At 36.4% G+C, this 21,605-nt stretch carries 24 protein-coding genes; 13 read left to right on the forward strand and 11 right to left on the reverse strand.

Annotation, left to right across the window (positions count from 1 at the left end; translation table 11 throughout):
* The first annotated feature begins 70 nt into the window (after window positions 1–70).
* Together MKX39_RS13075 and MKX39_RS13080 are read left to right on the forward strand one after the other, a co-directional pair.
* Window positions 71–1,306, forward strand: coding sequence for an MFS transporter (locus MKX39_RS13075; RefSeq protein WP_093537800.1), 1,236 nt, complete (start codon window positions 71–73; stop codon window positions 1,304–1,306).
* Between the two features lie 244 nt (window positions 1,307–1,550).
* Window positions 1,551–3,404: a transglycosylase domain-containing protein gene (locus MKX39_RS13080; RefSeq protein ID WP_340769784.1), complete on the forward strand. Its 1,854-nt coding sequence runs from the start codon at window positions 1,551–1,553 to the stop codon at window positions 3,402–3,404.
* A gap of 295 nt (window positions 3,405–3,699) precedes the next feature.
* On the opposite strand, the gene MKX39_RS13085 is transcribed toward MKX39_RS13080, so the two are convergent.
* The 3 genes from MKX39_RS13085 to MKX39_RS13095 all read right to left on the reverse strand — a co-directional run bounded on the left by MKX39_RS13085 (window position 3,700) and on the right by MKX39_RS13095 (window position 5,808).
* The gene (locus MKX39_RS13085; RefSeq protein WP_340769785.1) at window positions 3,700–4,254 is read right to left on the reverse strand and encodes an AAA family ATPase; all 555 of its coding nucleotides are present in this window, start codon (window positions 4,252–4,254) and stop codon (window positions 3,700–3,702) included.
* A gap of 34 nt (window positions 4,255–4,288) precedes the next feature.
* Window positions 4,289–5,161 (reverse strand): hypothetical protein, encoded by an 873-nt coding sequence (locus MKX39_RS13090; RefSeq protein ID WP_340769786.1) that lies wholly within the window; start codon window positions 5,159–5,161, stop codon window positions 4,289–4,291.
* An 86-nt stretch (window positions 5,162–5,247) separates the two neighbouring features.
* Window positions 5,248–5,808: a DUF5366 family protein gene (locus MKX39_RS13095; RefSeq protein ID WP_093537796.1), complete on the reverse strand. Its 561-nt coding sequence runs from the start codon at window positions 5,806–5,808 to the stop codon at window positions 5,248–5,250.
* A gap of 218 nt (window positions 5,809–6,026) precedes the next feature.
* Here MKX39_RS13095 and MKX39_RS13100 point away from each other — a divergent pair, with 218 nt between their 5' ends.
* The 8 genes from MKX39_RS13100 to MKX39_RS13135 all read left to right on the forward strand — a co-directional run bounded on the left by MKX39_RS13100 (window position 6,027) and on the right by MKX39_RS13135 (window position 13,505).
* Window positions 6,027–8,459 carry a Na+/H+ antiporter subunit A gene (locus tag MKX39_RS13100; protein ID WP_340769787.1) on the forward strand — a complete coding sequence of 811 codons (2,433 nt, stop codon included), beginning with the start codon at window positions 6,027–6,029 and terminating at the stop codon, window positions 8,457–8,459.
* Window positions 8,446–8,868, forward strand: coding sequence for a Na(+)/H(+) antiporter subunit B (locus MKX39_RS13105; protein ID WP_093537794.1), 423 nt, complete (start codon window positions 8,446–8,448; stop codon window positions 8,866–8,868). The genes MKX39_RS13100 and MKX39_RS13105 overlap by 14 nt, the downstream gene beginning before the upstream one ends.
* Complete coding sequence (locus MKX39_RS13110) at window positions 8,868–9,209, forward strand: Na(+)/H(+) antiporter subunit C (RefSeq protein ID WP_093537793.1); 342 nt, start codon at window positions 8,868–8,870, stop codon at window positions 9,207–9,209. The genes MKX39_RS13105 and MKX39_RS13110 overlap by 1 nt, the downstream gene beginning before the upstream one ends.
* The gene (locus MKX39_RS13115) at window positions 9,202–10,689 is read left to right on the forward strand and encodes a Na+/H+ antiporter subunit D (RefSeq protein ID WP_340769788.1); all 1,488 of its coding nucleotides are present in this window, start codon (window positions 9,202–9,204) and stop codon (window positions 10,687–10,689) included. Before MKX39_RS13110 ends, MKX39_RS13115 begins: the two co-directional genes overlap by 8 nt.
* 1 nt (window position 10,690) lies before the next feature.
* Entirely contained in the window at window positions 10,691–11,170 is a 480-nt protein-coding gene (locus MKX39_RS13120; RefSeq protein ID WP_340763041.1) for a Na+/H+ antiporter subunit E, read from the forward strand.
* Window positions 11,167–11,448, forward strand: a complete 282-nt coding sequence (locus tag MKX39_RS13125) for a Na(+)/H(+) antiporter subunit F1 (protein WP_093537790.1) — start codon at window positions 11,167–11,169, stop codon at window positions 11,446–11,448. Before MKX39_RS13120 ends, MKX39_RS13125 begins: the two co-directional genes overlap by 4 nt.
* Complete coding sequence (gene mnhG, locus MKX39_RS13130) at window positions 11,432–11,794, forward strand: monovalent cation/H(+) antiporter subunit G (RefSeq protein ID WP_093537789.1); 363 nt, start codon at window positions 11,432–11,434, stop codon at window positions 11,792–11,794. The genes MKX39_RS13125 and mnhG overlap by 17 nt, the downstream gene beginning before the upstream one ends.
* Before the next feature lie 241 nt (window positions 11,795–12,035).
* A complete protein-coding gene (locus tag MKX39_RS13135; RefSeq protein ID WP_340769789.1) occupies window positions 12,036–13,505 on the forward strand; it encodes a polysaccharide deacetylase family protein in 1,470 nt (489 codons plus the stop codon).
* A 249-nt stretch (window positions 13,506–13,754) separates the two neighbouring features.
* On the opposite strand, the gene MKX39_RS13140 is transcribed toward MKX39_RS13135, so the two are convergent.
* Together MKX39_RS13140 and MKX39_RS13145 are read right to left on the reverse strand one after the other, a co-directional pair.
* Window positions 13,755–13,994 carry a hypothetical protein gene (locus MKX39_RS13140; RefSeq protein WP_340763045.1) on the reverse strand — a complete coding sequence of 80 codons (240 nt, stop codon included), beginning with the start codon at window positions 13,992–13,994 and terminating at the stop codon, window positions 13,755–13,757.
* Window positions 13,995–14,060: 66 nt separating this feature from the next.
* Window positions 14,061–15,563, reverse strand: a complete 1,503-nt coding sequence (locus tag MKX39_RS13145; protein WP_340769790.1) for a leucyl aminopeptidase — start codon at window positions 15,561–15,563, stop codon at window positions 14,061–14,063.
* 123 nt (window positions 15,564–15,686) lie between these two features.
* Between MKX39_RS13145 and MKX39_RS13150 the strand changes: the two genes are divergently transcribed.
* On the forward strand, window positions 15,687–16,163 hold the full coding sequence (locus tag MKX39_RS13150) for a divergent PAP2 family protein (RefSeq protein ID WP_093537785.1): 477 nt from the start codon (window positions 15,687–15,689) through the stop codon (window positions 16,161–16,163).
* A 52-nt stretch (window positions 16,164–16,215) separates the two neighbouring features.
* Here MKX39_RS13150 and MKX39_RS13155 read toward each other — a convergent pair whose 3' ends face one another.
* From MKX39_RS13155 to MKX39_RS13170, 4 genes are all read right to left on the reverse strand, one after another.
* The gene (locus MKX39_RS13155) at window positions 16,216–16,539 is read right to left on the reverse strand and encodes a YuiB family protein (protein WP_093537784.1); all 324 of its coding nucleotides are present in this window, start codon (window positions 16,537–16,539) and stop codon (window positions 16,216–16,218) included.
* A gap of 95 nt (window positions 16,540–16,634) precedes the next feature.
* A complete protein-coding gene (locus MKX39_RS13160) occupies window positions 16,635–16,802 on the reverse strand; it encodes a YuiA family protein (protein WP_322788090.1) in 168 nt (55 codons plus the stop codon).
* A gap of 184 nt (window positions 16,803–16,986) precedes the next feature.
* On the reverse strand, window positions 16,987–18,198 hold the full coding sequence (locus MKX39_RS13165) for an NAD(P)/FAD-dependent oxidoreductase (protein ID WP_340769791.1): 1,212 nt from the start codon (window positions 18,196–18,198) through the stop codon (window positions 16,987–16,989).
* A gap of 274 nt (window positions 18,199–18,472) precedes the next feature.
* On the reverse strand, window positions 18,473–18,835 hold the full coding sequence (locus MKX39_RS13170; RefSeq protein WP_093537782.1) for a HesB/IscA family protein: 363 nt from the start codon (window positions 18,833–18,835) through the stop codon (window positions 18,473–18,475).
* 145 nt (window positions 18,836–18,980) lie between these two features.
* Here MKX39_RS13170 and MKX39_RS13175 point away from each other — a divergent pair, with 145 nt between their 5' ends.
* Window positions 18,981–19,676, forward strand: a complete 696-nt coding sequence (locus tag MKX39_RS13175; protein WP_340769792.1) for a DUF2225 domain-containing protein — start codon at window positions 18,981–18,983, stop codon at window positions 19,674–19,676.
* A 122-nt stretch (window positions 19,677–19,798) separates the two neighbouring features.
* Here the strand turns inward: MKX39_RS13175 and MKX39_RS13180 are convergent, their stop codons facing one another.
* Entirely contained in the window at window positions 19,799–20,032 is a 234-nt protein-coding gene (locus tag MKX39_RS13180; protein WP_090567122.1) for a NifU family protein, read from the reverse strand.
* 82 nt (window positions 20,033–20,114) lie between these two features.
* Between MKX39_RS13180 and MKX39_RS13185 the strand changes: the two genes are divergently transcribed.
* Window positions 20,115–20,438: a YuzD family protein gene (locus MKX39_RS13185; RefSeq protein WP_340763051.1), complete on the forward strand. Its 324-nt coding sequence runs from the start codon at window positions 20,115–20,117 to the stop codon at window positions 20,436–20,438.
* Window positions 20,439–20,489: 51 nt separating this feature from the next.
* Here MKX39_RS13185 and MKX39_RS13190 read toward each other — a convergent pair whose 3' ends face one another.
* Entirely contained in the window at window positions 20,490–21,557 is a 1,068-nt protein-coding gene (locus tag MKX39_RS13190; RefSeq protein WP_093537779.1) for an NAD(P)/FAD-dependent oxidoreductase, read from the reverse strand.
* Window positions 21,558–21,605: the final 48 nt, after the last annotated feature.

Genomic DNA, 21,605 nt, shown 5'->3' on the forward strand with positions numbered 1-21,605 from the left:
CTTCGACACACTAAATGTTCTATACTAGTAATAGTACAAGCTAAGAAAACAATAGAGGGAAGGGATTTCAGTGAGCGTACAAAAGCGCAATTTTACGATCATGTGGTTTTCAATCTTTCTAGTTTCTGCCACGATGACAATGATTATGCCGTTCTTATCCTTATATATAAATACAATGGGTGATTTCTCGGAAGCGTATGTACAAAAATGGTCGGGACTCGTATTCGGCGCTACATTTGTTTCTGCATTTTTAATGTCACCTATCTGGGGAAGAATAGCTGATAAATATGGCTATAAACCAATCTTAATCATTAATGGATTTGGGATTGCAATTAGTGTTTTGTTAATGGGGTTTGTTAATTCTGTAGAAGCCTTCTTTGTCCTACGTTTGTTTATGGGGATTGTCACTGGATTCATCCCTACCTCTTTAGCCTTTATAAGCTCTCAAACTCCAAAGAAAATTGCCGGAAAAACAATGGGTACTTTACAGATGGGTAGTGTTTCTGGTACATTATTCGGTCCCATTATTGGTGGGTTACTAGCAGATACATTCGGTTTTCAATATACATTTATGATTACTGCAACAGCTGTCTCTATTGCGGCTTTAATCGTTCTTTTTGGAATACATGAAATTCGCAAAGAGAAAAAAGAAGGAGATCATGAATATTCCAGAAAAACTGTTATCTCCAGTATATTTCACCACCGTCTCGTGTTAAATGTTCTAATGATAACTTCCTTAATACAAATTGGACTTTTTAGTATTCAACCACTTTTATCTTTATATGTTTCTCAATTAACGAACTCGAAAGAAGTTGCCCTTCTTGCAGGTATTACCTTTAGTGCTACCGGAGTAGGAAGTCTACTGTTTGCTAGAACTTGGGGAAAACTAGGAGATTCTATTGGATATGAAAAGATATTATCCTTTCTTCTAATTATAGCCTTTGTTTTTATCGTGCCTCAGGCATTCGTCACCGAATTATGGCAACTGATAATACTGCGTTTCTTGTTCGGTATTGCATCTGGTGGATTAATACCAATTACTACCGCTTTAATACGAAGAGAAGCCCCTATCGAGGTTCAAGGTGAACTAATGGGATATAATACAAGTTTCCGTTTTTTAGGTAATATAATTGGACCAATGTTTGGAGGATTTATCAGTGGTTACATCGGTATTTCATCAGTCTTTTTTGTTACTGGTGCGTTGTTCTTAATAGCATTCGTTATTATATACTACGCTAGAAAAAAACCTCGAATAGATTTTGAGGATGTGTTAATAGAGGAAGAAATGCATGCAAAATTAACTTAAAGATAGCACACTTTCCATATCGAAAGTGTGCTATTCTTTTTATTAGAAAAGAGAATATATGCTTTGACATATTATCTGTCCAGATCCAGCGCCTTACCCATCGAGTCGTTACAAAATGTTTTTATTTTACGACGCCCTTCTCGCAGAAGAACCACGATGTCGTAAATTTAAATTGACATACTCCATGGGAGACATGGGTGTTTGCGCTTTAGTTATTAGATTATTAGAATTGGAGTGCAAGTTTATGCGACAAGCATTTGGATATATTATTGTTCTTCTTTGCTTTCCTCTCATTTGGATTTTATACTCGTTTATCCATAGCGAAATTTTAACTGCATCAGAGTTTAAAGAAAGTTTAAAAGAGGCAATTCCACTGAATACACCCGTTATTACATCTCCTATAGTACTGTTGGATAAAGATAAGGAAATTTTCTCGGAAGATTATGTTGAGTGGCGAGATCCCCTGCCATTAGAATCTATTCCTCTCTTCGTACAAGAGGTGCTTATACAAAGTGAGGATGCAGAGTTTTATAATCATATTGGCTTTAATTTCAGTGCGATTTTCCGTGCAGTTTTTGCCAATGCCGCCGCAAATGCCAGCGACCAGGGGGCAAGTACGATTACTCAGCAATTAGTGAGGCTACGTTACTTATCTACAGAAAAAACGTATGAACGAAAAGTTACGGAACTCGTCTATGCCTATGAGATGGAAAAACAAACAGAAAAAGATGAGATACTAGAGAATTATTTAAACGAAATATACTTTAGTAACCAAGTGTATGGAATTGGGGCAGCTGCAACCTACTACTTTGGTAAACCGTTAAATGAATTAACGGAAGCACAACAAGTATTCATAACCGCTATACCTAACAACCCGTCTCTATATAATCCTTTAGAAAACTTCGAAGCTACAAAAAAACGACAAGAGTTGTTGATAGAGGTATTAGTGAAAAACAACAAAATTTCTGCAGAGCATGGAAATAGCTTAAAAAACGAGCCTATTGTTCTTCAGACTAAGACAAAAAAACAATTGTATCCAGTTTATAGCACCTATGTGTTAGACGAGCTAAAGTCCCTGATCAGTAGTAACGAGGGGTTTCAACAGAAAATTGATTCTGCCTCCAATGAGCAGCAGGCGGTGTTTCTTAAAAACGAATTACAAACTCGCGTAAACGAAGTAATCTCGCAAGGACTAATCGTGCATACCGCATTAGATCCTCATAAGCAAAAAGAAGATGTAACATATATCGATAAACTCTTAGACAGAACAAATGATTTACAAGCAGCTTCTATCGTTATTAATAATGAGACAAGAGAAATAGTCAGTATGTTCGGCGGCAAAGATTATAAAAAGTTTGATTTCAATCGGGCCAATCAAGCAGTACGACAACCCGGTTCAGCTTTAAAACCTTTACTCGTATATGGTCCTGTTTTTGAAACGACTTCATTAACTTCAAACAATGAGATTAGTGGGGGGAAACTATGTATTATGAGTTATTGTCCGCAAAATTATGGTGGGGCCATATACGGCAATGTATCGCTAAAACAAGCATTTCGATTTAGTCACAATACTCCCGCTGTGCGTCTATTACAAACTGTAGGGATTGAAGAGGCATTTGCGAAATTAGAGCAATTTCAATTTAATCACTTAGTTCCGGGAGATCATACCTACCCTGCTGCTCTAGGGGGGTTAACGAATGGGGTTACAGTCCTGGAGATGGCTGATGCTTACACAGGCTTTATCAATGGAATGTATAAACCGGCTCACGCTATTCAAAAAGTAACGAACAAGAATGGCGATTCTCTATATGAATGGCAAGAAGAAAAGATCGAAGTCTGGTCTCCTACAACTGTGCATACAATGAGAGATCTACTAGCAGACGTGGTCGCTAATGGGACCGGCAAGGGCATAAGTGTGCAGTCCTCTTATATTGGGGCTAAAACAGGAACAACCAATGATTTTTATGATTACTGGATTACAGGGCTTACAGATACTTATACAGCTGCAGTGTGGATTGGTTATGATATGCCGAAAAATATGAAACCGATAGAATCGAAAAAGATTCACCATAAAATTTTTAATCAAATAATGAATTGAGAAAGTCTGTTTCTATCGTTTTCGAACGGCTCTGAATAGTTACTATGCTAATTGATTATTACCGAGTCATATTTAAGGGATGCTAGTTTGTTGTGACGTCCTTCACAACCTACCAGCATCCCTTTTTCTCGTTTTATAATTGTGTCCGTCTTCTTTGTACCACTCGGAGACACGTTAGCATGGATTACTAGAGAAAGGATACCTTCCTATTTAGTAAGTAGCTCTCTCTCGAAGATGAAATTTCGTTCGCTATTTTGCTTCTTTATATAATAATTTTTTCTAATCTCTACATACCTCAAAAAGCAGTATCTACAATTTTTCGAATGACGGACTCTACATCCTCCTGCTTTTTAATAACAAATAAATGCTCGGCTTCATCTCCAGCAGGAGCTAGTATATCGCCTTCTTTTGTTTCTGCTTGTTGGCGAAGAAGTACTTCATCAAAAGTGGCAGCCACTCTTAAAATCGATGTACTACGCTCACTTTTTGTAATTCTCTCTTTTAAAACATGATCAGGTATTTCAAAGTTTACGAGGATACAAGTAAACCCTTTGTTTTGATAATAATTGATTAGTTTCAAACGACCATTCCGATTGCGATTTGAGTTACAAAGAATCATATGACAATTTGTCTCATGAACAGCTTGATGAACAATAGCTTGTGTAATTGCATATTTTATCGTATTACTACCCTGCTTGGGCAATAAGGATTGGTAATGCTCATGAAGAAACTCCGCATGATTATCTTGATCTATCACAACTGAGTTGAGAAGCTCTTTTTCTAAAGCTTTGGCAAATGTAGTTTTGCCACTATGCGTTTTTCCAACTGTCATAATTACTAACCTTTTCATTAGACAACTCCATCGTCATATTTTAGAAATAGAATTAGATAGAAGGAAGGTATACTCGCCATTCCTTCCATGCTTCAAGGTAGGCAACCAAATCTTGAGGATGCACTTTTTTACAAATACCAATACGTGTATACAACTGAAATAGAACCTCTTCCAAAAGTTCCACCTTAGTAATGCGCTGTTCTTGATGCAACAATGAAAACGAAGAATATAAGGTTTCTAGATTTAAATCGTCAGGAGAGGAACAAAATGCATATGTAAAATCATAAATCTTAGGACCAATTAATGGTGATGGGTCGATAATTCCATTTAATTTGTGGCTGTTAAATACGAAATTATGCACACCTGCATCTCCGTGAAGATAATATTTCTCTTGTTGGTATTCATAAGTATTTAGTTTATTTACTAAAAGCCTTACTCTCCTGTGTTCTTCGTTCGAAAATAAATCCCCGATATTAGCTTTAGCATATTCCAAGCTTTCCAGATTAAAGTCAGCCCATAAGCTTCTATTTATACCTGTTACTCTCCCACGGCTAAAATTCTCCTCTGCTTTTTCATAATGATTTATCAATTCTCCAACTATAATCTTCATCCATTCTGATTTAGATCCGCGATTTATATGAGTGTCTCCTGAAATATACGAGTAAACAATAAACTCATTAAATTCATCCGTGTAAAGTACATTTGGCAATAACTTAATGTTTTTATAAGTTTCAAGAAATCCATTAGTCGCGGCAACAACTTTAGGTTCATCTTTTTTTAACACATATAACGGCTTCTTTTCAGAAGATAATCTATATATTTTTCCATCAGTTGTGCCACTTTTTATCTCTGTCCATTCTATAACCTGTTCTTGAATGATGTGTTTGTTCTTTAGAGTGTTTATGATTTTGTCTATAGTTTCCATATCTCTACCCCACTAAGTCATAATTCATTTTAGCCTTATACTGCTTACTCCTTTAAATGTCCGTTCTATAGTATATCTAGTAAATCCTAAAGAAACGGTAGGCTGGCAATTATCCCATTGTATAGTTTGATAATTATATATATGACCAGAGCCATAAATAGACTCCAGATAATAATTTCAAACATAACTAAACCAAGTGTACCGATAAGACTCATTGAACCACTCAATTTATATACTACATACACAAAATATATAAAAGTAGTTAACAAGAATATAATAAGTAGTAACTGAATCGATTGAAATCCTACTAGAGAAATTATTGCCCCTATAAAAAAGATTACAAAGCCACCACGAGCCTGCGCCATTGTTTTTCCTTCATAATCCTTCGAGAAAAATAACATACCTATTTCATGAATGGTTTCAGCAATAAGTTTTAATGCCGAAAAAACCATAAAATAGATTAATGCCAAAATAATCAGTAGAAAAAGTTTTAGTTCTATATCAGAAAGAAATTCTCTCATCCCACTGTACACTCCGATTACCTTAAAAAGGTCTATAACTTTATTCATCGAGAATGTTGCAAAGGACAAACTGAATAATACTATTGTAATTAATGGTAAAAAGCCAAACACATAAGGGTTTTTCATAAGTACTCCTTTAATTGATAAATGCTATTTTTGCGTAGATTATTGAAACAAGTGAATACTTTATGACATTTCCAAAACGTAGTTCTACTTATTTAACTAATCCTAATTATCATATCGAATGAAATAGACTATACGCAATAGTCCATGCAAATAATAATTTTTTACGTTATAATTTGAGGTGCATATAAATACATACTTATCTGAAAGGAGGATTCCCCTTGTCCCTTATTTTTGCTATTTTCTTACCTATAATAGTGGCCTTCGTGATTCCTTTTCTGTTCAAGAAAGTTTCTAATATTCATACCGGCTGGTTTGTACTACTTGTTCCACTTGGATTGGTTGCCTTTTATGGCACCTATATCCCTGACATCATGGCCGGTAATACTTACATGGAGGAGTTTGCATGGATTCCATCCTTGGATATTTCCTTAGTTTCATATCTGGACGGGTTAAGTTTACTATTTTCTTTACTAATTACTGGAATCGGTATGTTAGTCGTTCTCTATTCTATTTTTTACTTGGATAAAGAAAAAGAGAAACTAGGAAACTTCTACGTTTATCTATTGCTATTCATGAGTGCAATGTTAGGCGTTGTCCAATCGGATCATCTCATTAGTTTATATTTCTTCTGGGAGTTAACCTCTATTTCGTCTTTCTTACTCATTGGATATTGGTATACAAAGGATCGCTCTCGCTTTGGCGCTTTAAAATCGATGATGATTACTGTATTCGGTGGGTTGATGATGCTTGGAGGCTTCGTAATACTAGGTATAATGGGAGACACGTTCTCTATTCGTGAACTAATCGACCAAGCTTCTACACTTGTCAATCATGATTTATTTGTTTGGGCACTTGTCCTAGTACTAATTGGAGCTTTTACAAAGTCAGCTCAGTTTCCTTTTTACATATGGTTACCGGATGCGATGGAAGCCCCAACTCCGGTAAGTGCCTACTTACATTCGGCTACAATGGTTAAAGCAGGCTTATATTTAGTTGCCAGGTTCACTCCAATATTCGCTTTATCTGAAGTTTGGGTTTGGCTTGTGACTGGAGTAGGATTGTTAACATTATTCTGGGGTTCTATCTTTGCTGTGAAACAAACAGATTTAAAGGCTATACTTGCTTTCTCTACAGTAAGCCAACTCGGCCTGATCATGTCCTTACTTGGAATTGGGTCAATCTCCTATCATGTTACAGGAGACTTAGTAACCACCTTTACATTCGCTTCTTTTGCAGCAATATTCCACTTAATGAATCATGCTACATTTAAAGGTAGCTTGTTCATGATTGCAGGTATTGTTGATCATGAGACAGGTACACGAGATATTCGTAAACTTGGCGGCCTAATGAGCTTGATGCCTATTAGTTTTACAATCGCTATGATCGGTAGTTTCTCCATGGCTGGTATTCCATTATTTAATGGTTTCTTAAGTAAAGAAATGTTTTTAGATGCTACGCTTTCCTTGCAGCAATTTAATGTACACTCTTTAGATTCCTGGTGGATTTTGTTTCCAGTAATTGCTTGGGTTGCTAGTGTTTTCACCTTTGTGTACAGTTTATATTTCGTATTCCATACATTCCGTGGAAAATATAAACCTGAACTATTGCCGAAAAAAGCACATGAAGCTCCTATAGGAATGCTAGTGTCTCCTGCAATTTTAGCAATACTTGTAATAGTAATATTCTTTGTTCCCAACTTTTTTGGTAATACGTTTATAAAACCTGCAGTAGCTGCCATTCAGCCGCTTGCATATCAAGTACCAGCAGATGTTGGATTTAAGATTAAAGCATGGCATGGTTTTGAATCTACAGCATTGTATATGACATTAGGCATCTTTTTAATAGGGTTCCTCTTATATAAAACAATTGCTAAATGGGTTCCACTATACGAAAATATGCCTGCTAAGATTTCACTGAATAGATTTTATGATGGCCTGATGAATCTCTCAGACAAAGGTGCAAACCGATTATCTTCTAGTTATATGACTGGATCTATTCGTTCCTATTTAATCTACATGTTTGCAGCATTGATAATTCTGTCAGCTTTTACAATGTGGATAAAAGATGCATTTGTTATGGACCTCACTAATCTAGCTCCAATTCAATTTTTTGAGGTATTAATTTCAGTTGTGTTAATCATCAGTACAATCACTATTTTAGTTACCAAATCTAGACTCACTGCTATCATTGCTCTTGGTGCTGTTGGATATACTGTAGCGTTATTTTATATCATTTTTAAAGCTCCAGATTTAGCATTAACACAGTTAGTCATTGAAACTGTATCGGTTGCACTTTTCTTAGGTGCCTTCTATCATCTTCCGAAATTGAACAAGTATGAAAAAGGGAAAGAAGATCGTCGTTTCCGATTGAATAACTTTCTAATTGCTTTAGGTGTTGGTGTCATGGTGACGTTGATTGCTATAGCTTCACACTCTCAAAAGCTTGTTGTCTCCATCTCTGAGTATTATAAGGAAACTGTTTACTCGGAAGCAGGTGGAGGTAATATCGTAAACGTTATTTTAGTCGATTATCGTGGCTTTGATACATTATTTGAAATTAGTGTACTTACTATTGCTTCACTTGGAATTATAGGAATGATTACTGTTCGCCTAGCAAAAAAGAAAGGAGATAGAAAAGTTGAAAACAAATGATTTAATAATCCAGACTACTACGAAATTAGTATTTTTCATCATCTTTCTATTTTCCATTCATATCTTTTTTGCAGGTCACTATACACCTGGGGGAGGATTTGTAGGTGGATTAGTCATGTCTAGTGGAATCGTTTTACTGATGTTAGCCTTTGATTTGAAAACTGTACAAGACATGCTACCGATTAATTACACCTTAATTACTGCTATAGGATTATTAATAGCCCTATTTACTGCAGCAGGATCCATTTTCTTTAATGTTCCTTTCTTCACTCATGTCTATGATTACTTTAACTTACCATTACTTGGTGAAACCTCTATTCATACAGCTATGTTTTTTGATACAGGCGTATACTTAGTAGTGGTAGGCGTTACGATGAACATCATTCAAATGATAGGAGGAGATGAATAATGGAGATCCTCATGTCCATTTTAATCGGCTTTCTATTTATGGCTGCCGTCTATTTAATACTTTCTAGAAGCTTGTTACGTATAATAATTGGCACAGGTTTACTAAGTCACGGAACTCATTTACTGTTGCTGACTATGGGTGGATTAGGTGGGAAATCTGCTCCAGTATTAGCAGATGGCATCACTGATTATGCCGATCCTTTGCCACAGGCGCTTATCTTAACCGCGATTGTGATTAGCTTTGGAGTGACTGCGTTTTCTCTCGTTTTAGCTTATCGTGCATATAAAGTTGTTGGTACCGACAATATGGATTTGATGAAAGGAAATGAAGACAATGATTAACTTATTATTATTTCCTATCCTAATTCCTTTCCTGTTTGCTGCTGTTCTATTACTATTCCCGAAAAAGGTGAAAGCGCAACGAATTGTAACGATGATTGGTTTGCTATTTGCTTTAGCTTCTTCCTTTGTCTTACTTTACAAAGTAAAAGTAGATGGTGTACAAGCACTTACTTTAGGCAGTTGGGCACCACCATTCGGAATTACAATGGTCTCGGATATGTTCTCTGCAATGTTGGTTACATCTTCTCTACTTATTGCGTTCTTTGTAGTGTGGTATAGCTTTAGCTCTATAGGAGAGGCACGAGAAAAGGCTTTCTACTACCCTGCCATACTATTCATGCTCACAGGTGTAAACGGTGCATTTACTACAGGCGATATTTTCAATATGTTTGTATTCTTTGAAGTGTTGTTAATGTCCTCATATGTTCTAATTGTATTAGGAGGAGAAAAGGTTCAATTAAAAGAATCTATCAAATACATAATCGTAAATATTGTATCTTCCTCATTGTTTGTTATTACTGTAGGTTATTTGTATTCCGTAGTCGGCACACTGAATATGGCAGACATCTCTGTGAAGCTTGCAGAAATAGGTCCATCAGGAATTGTGACAGTGATAGCTGTATTATTCCTCATCGTATTTGGGATTAAAGGTGGTATATTCCCATTATTTTTCTGGCTACCAGGATCATATGCAGCGCCACCTATCCCAGTGATTGCACTGTTCGGTGCATTGCTCACAAAAGTAGGAGTATACGCAATTATGCGAACTTATACTCTGTTTTTCACCACCGATGTTGGGTATACACATACTTTGTTAATGATACTGTCCATCCTTACTATTGTTGTAGGTTGCATTGGGGCATTAGCCTATTTCGATGTCAAACAGATTATTATATACAATATCGTGATAGCAGTAGGTGTTATATTGTTTGGAGCCTCCGTGATGAATGAAAGTGGAATGATGGGATCTGTGTTTTATTTAATCCATGATATTCTCATAAAAGGCGCTCTGTTCTTATTAATAGGAATTATTATTAAGATAACTGGAACGTCAGATTTACGGAAAATGGGAGGACTTATGAAGCGTTACCCGATGTTAGGCTGGGTTTACTTAGTTGTTGCATTTGGACTGGCTGGTATCCCCCCTCTCAGTGGTTTTATAGGGAAACTTTTAATCGTACAAGGTGGTTTTGAAGGAGATCTATTATGGCAAAGTATTTTCATACTAGCTTCCAGTCTTATAGTTCTACTTTCAGTTATTCGTATTTTCATTTACGCATTCTGGGGGGAAGAAAAAGGAGAACATCTTATTAGTGATAAAAAGTACCGTCATTTATTAGCTCCTGCTATAACATTAGCTACTATTACTGTTCTATATGGTGTTGGTGCAGAATACTTGGTACCATTTATGGGAGATGCCACAAATGTGCTCCTTGATCCTTCTCTATATATTGACGCTGTATTTGAAGGGGTGAAATAATATGGCTTTTCAAATTTTATTGAATGTATTAATAGCACTTACTTGGATGTTCCTATCCGTGTCATTTAAGCCTACGACATTTATAGTCGGTTATATATTAGGATTGCTAATGCTGTTCATGCTTCGTAAATCCTTTAGCTCTCGATTTTATATGGATCGTCTGTGGGCTGTTGTGAAGTTAAGCAGCCTTTTCCTAAAGGAACTTGTCATGTCCAATTTCTCTGTTTTAAAGTTAATCATCCAACCAACTATGCCTATTCGTCCGGCGATCTTTGCAATGCCGACAGTACTCGAACAGGATTGGGAGATTACCCTTTTGTCTAGTTTGATCACATTAACACCAGGCACCGTAGTTATCGACATTTCAGATGACAATAAAACACTATACATCCACTCGCTAGACTTTGAAGATATTGATGAAGCTATAGATTCAATTCGAAATACGTTTGAAAAAGCCATTTTGGAGGTGAGCAGATCATGATAACCTTTCTCTGGGTAATAGTAGTGTTAATCAGTTTGTCTATCCTAGCCTTTGTTTATCGTCTAGTAAAAGGTCCGTCTACACCTGACCGTGTTATTGCGTTAGATGCAATAGGAGTAGGACTTATAACGCTGATCGGGCTTATATCCATACTCTTTGATACTGTCTTTTTCTTAGAAGTTATATTATTACTAGCTGTTCTATCCTTTATAGGAACAGTGGCATTTTCTAAATTCACGGAGAAGGGAGAAATCATTCAACGTGACCGTAATAGCTAATATACTTATCATTGCTACAATTTCCTTTGGAACCATCTTCATCTTAGTAACTGCAATTGGTTTAATACGTCTACCCGATGCATTCTCCAGAGCTCATGCCGCGTCAAAAAGCGCCACTTTAGGGGTTATGAGTATTCTGCTAGGGGTCTTCCTTCATTTTTGGCTAATCGAAGGTCATTTCAATTCTAGAATATTATTAGGGATTGCCTTTCTCTTCATCACCGGACCAGTAGGAGGTCATATGATGGGTCGTGCAGCTTATCTATCAGGTGTAAAACTTTCCGATCAAACAGTCAGAGATGATCTAGCTGATGTGATTAAAAAGAAAAGAGAAAAGCTTCAATAAGAGCTGTTTAATATTGAATCTAACGAGCATGTTTTGAAAAAATTCAAAACATGCTTTTTTTTATGAATTAATAGTTTGAAATCGCGCTCTCTCGTGCTTTATTCGTAATATTTATCATAAAGAAATATAAATTTCCTAGAAATTATTATTTTAGCAAACTTTTTTACCTGATCACCCGTCTAAATAGTAGTATATTAATTTATAATGTGAAGTTGAAAAATAATAAAGGAGAATACCACCTATGAACAAATTCCCTAACAAAAAACGGCGCCTTTGGATTGAGGTTGCTTGTATTGGTTTAATTGCACTTCTGAGCATGTGCTTTATCCTACTCAGTTCCTCAACAAAGGGCAATGCAAACCAAACTAGCAGCAATGGAAAAAATACAAAAATAACAAAAGAAGATTCTACTAAAGAATCAGCTTTTCCTGGAATACTTATTAAAACGGAGGTGTCAAATGACGAGTATTCGCCTTATTCAATACAATACCCACATAGCAAAGTAGAAGCATTCAATGTACATATCAAAAAATACATAGATGAACAACTTGACACTTATTTAAGCACCATGCAAGAAAATAAACGGATCGGTAGTAAGATCCCTGGTGAATTGAACATCGCATTTGAAATATTTCCACATACCTCAGGCTCTTTTTCATTTGTTATGATTACCGGAATGTATACTGGAGGAGCAAATGGATATACAGAATTTAATACGGTTAATTTTCACCCCGAATCAGAAAAAATTATAGGGATAAATGATCTATTTGGAGATGATGAATCTAATCTGGTAAAGCTTTCATCACTTGTACGAGATAATATTAAGAAAGACCCCAGCCTGAAAGATCAGGTGCAAGAAGAGGAAATGTTGCTAGCTACCGAACCTAGGTGGGGTAACTTTGAACAGTTTGCAATAATAGACGATACACTTGTTATCTATTTTGATGAGTATGAGATTGCTAGTGGGGTGGCAGGTGCACCGATTATCGCTGTCCCCCTTTCCGAGTTAACCGAACAACTGCTTGCACCTTATAAGCTTGATAATTCAGTGGATAGATTGCCGAAACCTCCTGTAGAAGATAGTTCTGTGGATGTTCAAGTGGAAGAAAACAGTAAAGATGAGACTTCAACTCAAGTTGACCTACAAATTGATGATACTAAAACGAAGCGAGTTGCTTTAACTTTTGATGATGGACCAGATCCAAAAGTTACACCTAGTATTCTTACAACTTTAGAAAAGTATGATGCAAAAGCGACATTCTTTATGCTTGGGAGCAGAGTAGAATTTTACCCGGAGATTGCAAGCGATGTGTTGAAAGCCGGACATGAGCTTGGCAATCACACATGGACTCATGCAAAATTGACTAATATGACCACTGATGCAATCTTGGAAGAGGTTTCCAAAACAAATAACATCATCGAACAATCCACTGGACAGGAACCTACTGTTTTTCGTCCTCCCTACGGTGCTTTTAATGATGATCTGGTGAACATTTTGAACTTACCAGTTGTATTATGGGACGTAGATACACTTGATTGGAAACACCGTGATGCCTCTCAGTTATTAGTATCTGTGAAGAGCAGTGTTCATGATGGAAGCACCATTTTAATGCATGATATACATTTATCCACTGCTCAAGGACTAGAAGATGTACTTGTATATTTGATCAGCGAAGGATATACATTTGTAACTGTATCGGAACTTGAATGATTGATAGAATGAATTACTGGAAAATTAGTATTTGCTTTTTAAATAGGACTTGGTCATGAATAAATTCAAACGAACCTTTCCTCTCCTTTTTCGGTCCCCATTCGACATATCCCCCCTTCATTGGGAGAAATAATCGATTCTAGATCTCTTATTTTTACTAAAGCTCAATCTACACTATAAATAAAATAAAGCTTCTGTACCCAAGGATTAACCGAGGATACAGAAGCTTTTTTACCAGTATTAATTTTATTAGTAATAACCACCATAAAAAGGATATGGTGAATATGGATAGTAATTAGGATAAGGATAATATGGATATGGTTGCCTATATCCACCAACACCTCCGTATAATGCAGAACCTACAAAACTTCCGAGTAAGCCCCCTACAAACGGGCCCCCAAAGCCTCCGAAGCCTCCTATGCCTCCAAATCCTGGACCTCTGTAACCACCAAAGCCGGGTCCTCTATAACCTCCGCGCAATCTTACCATGTTACTCCTCCTTTCCCCTCAGTGTATGCCACTAGGGAAAGCGAGGCTGTGTGTTTGCCCTACGCCCTACTCTTCTTCTGCCATTCTTTCTACTAATGTTGCTAGTGTACGTACCATTACCCCCGTACCACCTTTTGGTCCAAAGTCATGAGCTGATTTTGTATCAGATGTACCCGCAATATCCAAATGAATCCACGGAGTTTCCTCCACAAATTCCCCAACAAATCCACCACCGAATATCATATGGCCATCTCCACCAGGTGAATTATTTAGATCTGCTACATCACTTTTACGAATACGTTTTTTATCGTTTTCAGTTAGAGGCAGTCTCCAAACGAATTCTCCTGTTTCTAATGAAGATTCCATGAATGTCTCGAAGAACTCTTCATTGTTCGTTAATGCACCGGTTTTATCGTATCCTAATGCTGTTATAACGCCACCAGTTAATGTCGCAACATCTACAATATAGTTCGCACCTTGTTGCTTAGCATATGTAACAGCATCTGCTAGAACTAAACGACCTTCTGCATCTGTATTTAAAATTTCAATCGTTTTACCACTCATGGATGTAATAACATCATCTGGTTTGAAGGCATTGCCTGAAATCATATTGTCTGTAGAAGCAATAATAGCAATAACATTTTTGTTTGGACGAAGCTCACCAATGATTTGCATTGCACCTAAAACAGCCGCAGCTCCTCCCATATCTCCTTTCATCCCAACGATGCCAGTTTTCGTTTTAATAGAGTATCCACCTGTATCAAAAGTGATACCTTTCCCTACTAATCCTACAACATCTGTCCAGTCGTCTGTCGCTTGATATTTTAATGCGATAAGTCTCGGTTCTTCAACTGATCCTTGGTTTACAGCAAGAAGTGCGCCCATTCCAAGCTCCTCAATTTCTTTCTTGCCCAGTATTTCAGTTTCGAATCCGTATGTTTCGCCCAATTCTCTTGCATATTCACCCAACTGAGTAGAAGTCAGCACATTACCAGGCGTGTTCACAAGAATTCTTGCTTCATTTACCGCATCTGCATAAATAGTTCCCACTTCAAAATACGAGACGATCTCTTCATCCTCTTCGTCCATCAAAAGTTCAATAGATGGCAGATAGTAGTCCGGAACATTAGAAGATGTTTTATACCCTTCATATGTAAATGAACCCATGCCAATACCTTCAGCTGCTAAATAAGCTACATCTGCTACAGTTATAGCATCCGTTGTAAATGAAGGAAGCCAGATTCCTAGTGATTCAGGTTTACTAACTAGTAATTCTTTCCCAACAAGGCCAAATGCTTCGCGAAGTCGTTCTTGTGTTAATTGTTTACGATCACCTATACCTACAAACAGTACTCTTTTTACGGATTCATGGTTAGAAACAGGAATTTTAACGATTTTCTTTAAATCGGTGGAGATATCCCCACTTTTTACCCAATCTCCAATATGCTCGCCAAAGCTCTTTAAGAAAGTATCCCATTTCGATGTGTTTTCTACATGCTTTGAAACTGCCACTACAAGAGTTTCAGATTGTACTTCTTCAAACAATACTTCATTTGTATGGATGATCATTATTTTTCCCCCTACTATTTTCGGATATAATCTTATTATATAGGAACCTTACTTATTTTTCGACTAGTAGGAGTGTGTTATACTATCAATAATATAAGTTCAAATTGAAAGGCGGTGTCTACTTTGGCAATCCTCCAAAACACTCCACTACTAGCTGCACTTTTTTCTATTTTCTTTGCACAATTCGTCAAAATTCCGATTCACTTTTTAATGACGAGAAAATTAGATTGGTCGTTATTCACTTCTACTGGTGGGATGCCTAGTTCTCACTCAGCTGCTGTTACATCTTTATGTACGGCAATAGCTTTTGAAACAGGACTCGATTCAACATTATTTGCAGTTGCTACGGTATTTGCAGTAATTGTTATGTTCGATGCAACGGGTGTCCGTTTTCAAGCAGGTCAACAAGCAATTATGATCAATCAAATGCGTCTTGACTTTCAACTATTCGTTGAACAAACCAAAGAATGGTCACATAAAAAAAATGATGAAAAGTTAGAAGAGCTTAAAACGTTACTTGGTCATAAACCAATTGAAGTTTTTATGGGTGCCATAACTGGAATACTAATTTCCGTAATCATTTATAACTTTCTACTATAGGAAAAACCAAACAAAGAAAAGGATGGCTCCATTATGGAGACATCCTTTTCTATTAAAACATCTGATATCCATTTTTTCTTAAAAACTTTATGACAAAGCCTGCTGCAATAGTACCAACGAGTCCGCCAGCTAATATTATAATATCAGCCGCGTGAAGAGAAACAATTTTTTCCCCTAGAGCAGAGAAAGCTGATCCTGGTTTTGTAAAGTAATCAAAAAATCTAACTTCATCGATGATTAATACCACAACAATTGGATAAAGAATGGCCATGAACCATGTCATACGAAGTAACATATTCAATAAGAAAGCGATCCCAAAAAACATGACAAAAAATATAACAACTGAAAGTATCATTTGAACTAACATAAACTCCATATTATATAACCTCCGTAACATCTGTAAATAGTTTACCTTAACGGAGGTTAGTATTCAATGAACATATTTGTTTTCACTTTTTTGTCATACTTTCTTCACTTTCTTCCAGATCCATTACAGCAATTACAAGTCTCAGATCCACCTAAGCGAAGTTGGAAATATCCCTCCCCTTTGCAATATGGGCAATGCGTATTCTTTGTCTCTTTTTTTATCAATGTAATCGACTCCTCTCTATATTTCTTAATATTCAGATAATATATCACATACAAAATAATTTGTAAAGGAGTAATATAATTAGGAACAAAATGCAGTTTTCTACTTAGTGAATTGCTCAAACAAGCTCCAACACTAGAGGAACCCTTAATAAAATACTTTTTTTCTATTTATGGATGATTAAAAAAGAAGCTCCCACTAAATTTAAGTGGGAGCTTCTATAGTTAACGGAAATTATAAGCTGAATTTACCTTTTTTCACTACTAGTGGAAGTCCACCGATCATGTAAAGGGCACGATTATCGATTACTTTTTTCATAATTGATGCTTTTGTACCTGTCAGTTTTCTTCCCATTACATCCCCAATTGCGTCATGCTCTCCAAGAGAACATACAGCTCCTTTTAGGTTGGGTACAAATTCTTCTGTTGCCGTACCATTAATAAGAGCTACAATATTCTTAGCAACAGTTACTGCTTGTTGCATCGCAATTTGAGCAGTTGGTGGATATGGGCGATTAATAGCTTCATTAATTAGTAAAGCACAGTCACCAACGATGAATACGTCTGGGAACCCAGGAGCTCTCATATCTTTTTCAACTTTAACGCGCGCACGCATATTTTCAATACCTGATGTTTCGATTAAGCGACTTCCACGAACTCCCGCAGCCCATACAACTGTACCAGCTTTGATAAATTCGAATTCTTCTTCGCCTTTTTTAATTTTTACGCCTTCTGGAGTTGCTTCAACTACTGGAGTTCCAATAGAGAATTCAATTCCTTTAGACTCTAATTGTCTTACTGCATATTCAACTAGCTCTGGATCAAATCCTGGTAAAACCATTGGAGCAGCTTCTACGCAAACTACACGTACTTTTTCTTTCGGTACATCATATTCTTTACAAAGTTTTGGAATACGATTTCCTAATTCACCTAAAAATTCAATACCTGAGAACCCTGCTCCACCTACTACGATAGTTAAGCGAGTATCATCATGTACTTCCTCAGTAGACCAAGTAGCAAATTGATATTCAATATGATCACGAATTTGACGAGCAGCATTTACGTTAGCAATTGAAAGTGCATATTTATCTAAGCCAGGAATACCAAATGTTTCTCCTTCAAAGCCTAAACCAATAACTAAGTAGTCATATGTATACTCACCAGCACTCGTTGTAACTTTCTTAGTATTAACGTCAATAGCATCAACTGTAGCTTTTACAAAGTTAACTTTACTAGATTGGATTACGCTTTTCACATCATAGCGAACTTGATCGGGACTTAATGTACCAGCAGAAGCTTCATGTAACCAAGTGGATTCATAATGATAATCATTTTTATTGATCAATGTAATATCTGCTTCATTTGCACCTACTAATTTTTGAAGGTTTACTACTGTAGATAGTCCACCGTATCCTGCACCTAATACTAGAATTGTTGGTCTTTTCACGAAGATCGCAACCACCTTTTTATATTTTTTAAGAAAAGTTATTACACAAAAATAACTTCTAAACGCTTCATCTTTGTCTATTTTCCGACAAAAACTCTTACTTCCTATATTAGACCTTTTCTCACATGATTTCAATACATTGTTATTTAATTGTAAAGGTCTGAAAATACTGAGATTGAGGCTCCTATCTTTCCAAAAAGCGCCTTAGGCTAAAGCTGAAAAATCTACTACAAAAAAAGAACATTTCCTTCTACAGAAAATGTTCTTTCCTCTATTAGCAGCTTTCCGGAGTTCCTTCTTTTTTAGCTGTTCTAAATGACGTTCCACAACCACAAGAAGCAATGGCATTAGGGTTTTCTATCGTAAAACCGCCCCCCATTAATGATTCTTTATAGTCAATGGTTGTTCCAGTTAGGATAGAAGCATCTTCTGTCGACACTACTATATCTATTCCATGCTGATGAAGTTCTATATCTTCTTGCTGTTTTTCTTTTTCAAATCCCATTCCGTAAGTAAGACCGCTGCATCCACCACCATTAACTGAAACACGAAGAGCAGAGCCTTCTTCTCCATTATGTGTCATCATTTCTTTTACACGGTAAGCTGCCGCTTCAGATAAAATAACTATTTGTGACATCTGAATCACCTTCCTTTTCTTATTTATATCATATCAATGTTATTACTATGTAGACAAGGAAAACCACTTGAATATTTACTTAGCTTTCATCACACACATTAGGTATAATGGAACTATATAACGTCACGTGAAAAGAGGACTAAAGATGGAACTTACACCCTATTATCAAAAAGACATTGAATGTTTACATTGTAAACAAAAATTCAAAACAACAAAGGTCCGCTCCAAATTTATCAAAGTTGAATCACACCATACAGATTTTCAACCAATATATGAAAATAAAGAAATAAATCCTTTGCTATATAACATATTCGTATGTGAACATTGTGGATTTTCATTTACAGATGACTTCACAAAGTATTTTGCACCAGGAGTGAAAGAAATAATCCAAGAACAAATTTCCAGTAAATGGGCACCTCGAACATACGGTAATGAAAGGTCGATTGAAGAGGGAATTATGACCTATAAACTCGGAATTCTATCCGGCACTCTTAAGAAAGAAAAATTTGTAAATATGGCCGGTTTAGCGTTACGTACTGCATGGTTATACCGTTTACAAGACAAACAACAAGAGGAAATCCGGTTCTTAGAAATGGCACGTAATCGGTATGCCGAGTCCTATTCAAACGATGACTACAATGGCACACAAATGTCTGAGTCCCGTATGCTCTACTTAATAGCGGAACTATCGAGAAAAATCGGTGATATTGAATATGCTACGCGATATTTTTCTAAAGTAATTGAAAAACAAAATAGTTCTCTAGAACCGACTATTGTTGAAATGGCAAAAGATCGTTGGCAGGAAATTCGTGTGCAAAAAGAAAAAGAAGCCATAGGTTAGGCTCCTTTTTCTACTTTAAAATAAAATCTATTTTGCAGGAACTCTTTCTACAAGAGATTCTCTGCAAAGACTCCAGTGCCATACCTGTCGAGGCAGACATAGGTGCTTGCTTATAATTATTATTAGAATACTTGTTCTACTTCTACTACTCCCGGAACTTCTTCTAGAAGTGCACGTTCAATACCAGCTTTAAGTGTAATCGTTGAACTTGGGCAGCTGCCACAAGCTCCTAGAAGACGTAGTTTTACAATACCATCTTCAATGTCTACAAGCTCACAGTCTCCTCCATCTCGAAGTAAAAATGGACGCAATTTATCTAAAACCTCTTGAACTTGTTCATTCATTGTATCAGTCATTTCTATCGACTCCTTTCGCTATAATCATTATAATGTGAAGGAAGGAAAAAATCCAATAAAGAATTCCAAGGAGGTCATTATTATGACGTTTCAATCTATACATATAGAAATTTATGGGGCTGATGTTGTTTGCGCAAGTTGTGTAAACGCACCATCTTCTAAGGATACATACGAATGGTTACAAGCTGCAATCGACCGCAAATTTCCAAATCACAAAGTTATTTTCAACTATATCGATATTGAAAAGCCAATTGAGAATGAAAAACAACAGAGTATCGCCGACCGAATTGCGGAAGATGAATTCTTTTATCCACTTGTCATGATTAATGATGAGATGATTGGAGAAGGGTATATCCAATTAAAACCAATCTATGCTGCCCTTGAAAAATATGGCTACACAGATTGATCAAAAAAAAGCTTCCAAGTGCTCTCTAAGGAGCCTTCGAAGCTTTTTCTATTACCCATTATGACGTTTATACATCCACAGCAGACCAGACTTCATCAAACGTGCAATACGTCCAGTGACTGAGATATCCGCTAAATAGGCAAATCCTTGTTTTTTCCCAAGAGAGCCCATGAATCCTTTAAGCTTAATTTCTGGCATCTTTTCAGGAAGTGGTGCATCTTTCCAACGCGCTTGAAGCACTTTAACAATTTGCTCAGCTTGCTCTTCTGCTAACTGGGCACTTGGTGCTAATGGCAGTGATGCTGCGTCACCAACAACATATACATTTGGATAGCTTGGTAAGTCATGATACTGTGTTAATATAACACGACCGGTTTTATCTTTTTCACCAGGTAATGCTCTTACCGGTGCTGCGGGTTGTATACCTGCAGTCCATACAACTACATCTACAGGAATTACTTCTTCGTGATTGTATAATTTGTTTGGCTCTACTTTTGTAATATTTGAATTACTAACTACATCTACATTGTTATTATCAAACCACTTTTGTACATAATTACTTAATCGTTCTGGAAAATCTCTCAAAACACGTGGACTGCGGTCAAATAATTTAATCGATAAATCTGGGCGACTTTCACGAAGTTCACTCGCAAGTTCTATTCCACTAAGTCCCGCTCCAACAATACCTACAACAGAACCAGATGGTAGACCACCAATTTTATTGTACGTATCTCTTGAACTACCAATCGTTTGAATGCTATAAGTAAATTCATCAGCACCAGGTACATTATGGTATTTATCCTCACAACCTAGTCCAATTACTAATTCATCATAAGAAACTGCTTGTCCATCAGCTAATAACACTTGCTTGCTATCTACATCTATTTCTAAAATTTCTCCGTATGTTACCTTTAATTTTTCGTTTTCTGGGAAAGCTACTCTAATGCCACTATCTGGAGATGTTCCAGCAGCTAGTGCATAAAATTCTGTTTTTAAACTATGAAACGGTGTTCTGTCTATTAAAGTAATTTCTACATCATCAGGAATATTATTTGGCAATAAGCGAAGTAATATTCGCATATTTCCATATCCCCCACCTAACAATACTAATTTTCGCATAATATTCTCCCTTAAATTTAATGTCATCTCAAATTATAATAGATTGTG

The sequence above is a fragment of the Psychrobacillus sp. FSL K6-1464 genome (assembly GCF_038003145.1).
Lineage (GTDB): Bacteria > Bacillota > Bacilli > Bacillales_A > Planococcaceae > Psychrobacillus > Psychrobacillus psychrotolerans.